The 3,658-nt window shown below is 69.4% G+C and carries 4 protein-coding genes and 1 pseudogene; 4 read left to right on the top strand and 1 reads right to left on the bottom strand.

The genetic code is table 11. The features are described 5' to 3' along the window. The 3 genes and pseudogenes from ACLL81_RS01960 to ACLL81_RS01950 form a co-directional block, all read left to right on the top strand. Positions 1-512 (top strand): annotated as a pseudogene (locus tag ACLL81_RS01960) (helix-turn-helix domain-containing protein); the annotation flags it as partial. 44 nt (positions 513-556) lie between these two features. Further along, positions 557-1,693: a flavodoxin-dependent (E)-4-hydroxy-3-methylbut-2-enyl-diphosphate synthase gene (gene ispG / locus ACLL81_RS01955; protein ID WP_411286664.1), complete on the top strand. Its 1,137-nt coding sequence runs from the start codon at positions 557-559 to the stop codon at positions 1,691-1,693. Positions 1,694-1,821: 128 nt separating this feature from the next. Then, the gene (locus tag ACLL81_RS01950; RefSeq protein WP_411286663.1) at positions 1,822-2,115 is read left to right on the top strand and encodes a hypothetical protein; all 294 of its coding nucleotides are present in this window, start codon (positions 1,822-1,824) and stop codon (positions 2,113-2,115) included. A 64-nt stretch (positions 2,116-2,179) separates the two neighbouring features. Here the strand turns inward: ACLL81_RS01950 and ACLL81_RS01945 are convergent, their stop codons facing one another. Next, complete coding sequence (locus ACLL81_RS01945) at positions 2,180-2,491, bottom strand: hypothetical protein (RefSeq protein WP_411286662.1); 312 nt, start codon at positions 2,489-2,491, stop codon at positions 2,180-2,182. Between the two features lie 130 nt (positions 2,492-2,621). On the opposite strand from ACLL81_RS01945, the gene prfA reads away from it, so the two are divergent. Continuing rightward, on the top strand, positions 2,622-3,658 hold a 1,037-nt coding region (gene prfA / locus ACLL81_RS01940), incomplete at its 3' end, for a peptide chain release factor 1 (protein WP_411286661.1).

Below are 3,658 nucleotides of genomic sequence, written 5' to 3'. Positions count from 1 at the left end.
CGGCATCCACCGCGCCCGAAGCCGCCGCCGGAAAGGCGCTGGCGGAGGCGCCGGACGGCCAGGTCTCTCTGGGCGCGCCGCTGCCGGCTCCGGTGGAGTCGACCACGCCGCAGCTCTACGAGACCCCCGGCCTGGCCGACGCCGGCGTCGACGGCATGGGCAACCTCGCCCCGCCCGCGAACCTGGCCGAGACGCCGACCGCCGACATTGTCGACGTGGCTACCCTTGCGCCCACCTTCACGCCCAAGGGCGCGGTCTATGGCGGGGGCGCCCGCACGCCCTCCCTGGTCACGGTGCAGGCTTTGAAGCCTGCTGCCCTGATCATCCGCGGCGCCGACGGCTCGGTCTATTTCGCCCGCCAGCTCGCCCCGGGCGAGGCCTACCGCGCGCCCCAGGTCGCCGGCCTGACCATCGATGTCTCCGAGCCGCAGGACTTCCAGGTGTTCGTCGGCGGACAGTCCAGGGGCGTGCTGCCGGCCGCCCAAGTGCTGGTCTCCAAGCTCGCCGGCTGATCGCGGTTGGGTTTTAGCGCCTGAGCGCCTATTTTCCCTGCGTCATGACCACCCAGGACCACACCCACCTGCGCCCCTGGCGGGCGATCCAGCGTCGGCCATCGCGCAAGATCCGCGTGGGCTCGGTGGAGGTGGGTGGCGATGCGCCGATCACCGTCCAGTCCATGACCAACACCCTCACCGCCGACGCCCAGGCGACCATCGCCCAGGTGCGTGAGCTGGAGGAAGCCGGCGCCGACATCGTCCGGGTTTCCTGCCCCGACGCTGAGTCCACCGCGGCCTTCAAGACCATCGTGCGGGCGTCGAACGTGCCGCTCGTGGCCGACATCCACTTCCACTACAAGCGCGGCATCGAGGCGGCCCAGGCCGGCGCCGCCTGCCTGCGCATCAACCCCGGCAACATCGGCTCCCCCGACCGGGTGCGCGAGGTGGTCCAGGCCGCCCGGGACCACGGCTGCTCCATGCGCATCGGGGTCAACGCCGGCTCCCTGGAGCGCGATCTTCTGGAGAAATACGGCGAGCCCTGCCCTGAGGCCATGGTCGAGAGCGCGCTCCGCCACGCCCGCATCCTGCAGGACCACGACTTCCACGAGTTCAAGATCAGCGTGAAGGCCTCCGACGTCTTCATGACCGTGGCCGCCTACCAGCTCCTGTCGGAGGCCATCGACTGCCCGCTGCACCTGGGGGTCACCGAGGCCGGCGCCCTGCGCACCGGCACCGTGAAGTCGGCCATCGGCATGGGGAACCTGCTGTGGGCCGGGATCGGCGACACCATCCGCGTCAGCCTGGCGGCCGACCCCGTGGAGGAGATCAAGGTCGGCTTCGACATGCTCAAGTCGCTGGGCCTGCGCCATCGCGGCGTCAGCATCATCGCCTGCCCGTCCTGCGCCCGGCAGGGCTTCAACGTGATCAAGACCGTCGAGGCCCTGGAAGCCCGGCTGGCGCACGTCTCCACCCCGCTCAGCCTCTCCATCATCGGCTGCGTGGTGAACGGTCCCGGCGAGGCGCTGATGACCGATCTGGGCTTCACCGGCGGCGGCAAGGGCGCGGGCATGGTCTATGTGGCCGGTCGCCAGGACCACAAGATCGACAACGCGGCGATGGTCGATCACATCGTCGAGCTGGTCGAGGCGCGCGCCGCCGAGATCGAAGCCGCCGCCGCCCTGCAGGCCGCCGAGTAGCGCGGCGCGCTCATCCAGCGCTTCGAGGTCCGGCCTCACAAGGTCTGCGCCTCACGAAAGTGACGGCGGCGTCACTTGTGCGGCCAGACCATCTGAGCTTAGGTGGGCGCCAATCCTGGGAGAGAACGATGTCCGCTGACGGCAACTGGAAGATCACCATCAACACCCCGATGGGCGCGCAGGAAGTGAACGCCAACATCACCACCAGCGGCGACACCTTCACCGGAAAGACTGAAGGCCGCATGGGCTCGCAGGAAATCACCGGCACGATCGCCGGCGACACCCTCACCTGGTCCAGCGACATCACCAGCCCGATGCCGATGACCCTGGAATTCGAAGCCAAGGTCGATGGCGACAAGATGACCGGCAACGTGAAGCTCGGCGCCTTCGGCAACGCCCCGCTGAGCGGCGTCCGCGCCTAGGCGCCACCGCGTATCCCGAAGTTCAAGGCCCCCTCCGGCGACGGAGGGGGCCTTTTTCGTGGGCCTACCTGTTCGGCGTGACGGCGTCGGCGGCGTTGCTGGCCGCATTGCCAACGCTCTCGGCCGCACCGGCGGCGGATTCGGCCACGCTGGACGCCGCGCCGGACACCGCTTCGGTGCGCATGGCGTCGTTCTTGTTGGCGTTCATCAGGAAGAAGGCGACGATCGCCACCAGCGCCAGCACGGCGATCCCGATGAGAATGCCGCCCATGCCGCCGCGGCGCTCGACGATGGTCGTGCCGCCCACATTGCCGCGTTCGACGGTGCGCTCGGTGGTCACCCCGTCCGTGCGTTCCGTGGTTCGTTCGGTATCCATCTGATAGTTCTCCTGGTTCAACCTGCGCCTTAACGAGCGTGCGGCGCGAGCGTTCCGGCGGCCTCACGTTTGGCTTCAGCGGCCGGGAGGGCTAGAGCATGCTCCCTTCGAAATCCGGACGGCGACCCCCGTGAGACTTCCCCAGGCCAGGCTCGATCAGGTGCTCGACCGCTTCCGCGAGATCGAGGCCCGCATGGGTGCGGCCGCCGACGGCGCGGAGATCGTGCGCCTGTCCAAGGAGCACGCCGAGCTGCGCCCGGTGGCCGAGGCCGTCCAGGCCCTGGCCCGGGTCCGGGCCGAGGCGCCCGAGCTGGAGGAGATGGCCGCGGCCGGTGACCCCGAGATGGCCGCCATGGCCCGCGACGAGCTGGACGCCCTGAACAACAAGCTGCCGGAGCTGGAGCGGCAGGTGGCCCTGCTGCTGGCGCCCAAGGACCGCGACGAGAACGCCTCGGCCATGCTCGAGGTGCGGGCCGGCACGGGGGGCGACGAAGCCGCCCTGTTCGCGGGCGACCTCTTCCGCATGTACCAGCGCTACGCCCAGCTGCGCGGCTGGCGGGTGGAGATCGACAGCGTCTCCGAGGGCGAGGTCGGCGGCTATAAGGAAATCATCGCCGCGGTCACCGGCGACGGGGTGTTCGGACGGCTGAAGTTCGAGAGCGGCGTCCATCGGGTGCAGCGGGTGCCCGACACCGAGGCCCAGGGACGCATCCACACCTCCGCCGCCACGGTCGCCGTCCTGCCGGAGCCCGAGGACGTGGAGATCGAGATCAACGACGCCGACATCCGCATCGACACCTACCGCTCGTCCGGCGCCGGCGGCCAGCACGTCAACAAGACCGATAGCGCCGTGCGCATCACCCACCTGCCCTCGGGCATCGTGGTCACCAGTTCCGAGAAGTCGCAGCACCAGAACCGGGCGCGGGCCATGAAGGCGCTGAAGGTCAAGCTCTACGACCAGAAGCGCGCGGCCCTCGACACCGCCCGCTCCGACGCACGCAAAAGCCAGGTCGGCTCCGGCGACCGCTCGGAACGCATCCGCACCTACAACTTCCCGCAGGGCCGGGTCACCGACCACCGGATCAACCTGACCCTCTACAACCTGGCCAAGGTGATGGAGGGCGACGCCCTTGACGATGTGATCAGGCCTTTGATCGAGGAGGATCA

This window comes from Phenylobacterium sp., assembly GCF_046590535.1.
Classification (GTDB): Bacteria; Pseudomonadota; Alphaproteobacteria; order Caulobacterales; family Caulobacteraceae; genus Phenylobacterium.
Note: the sequence above shows the minus strand (reverse complement) of the source record. Positions and strands in the feature narration are given on the sequence as shown.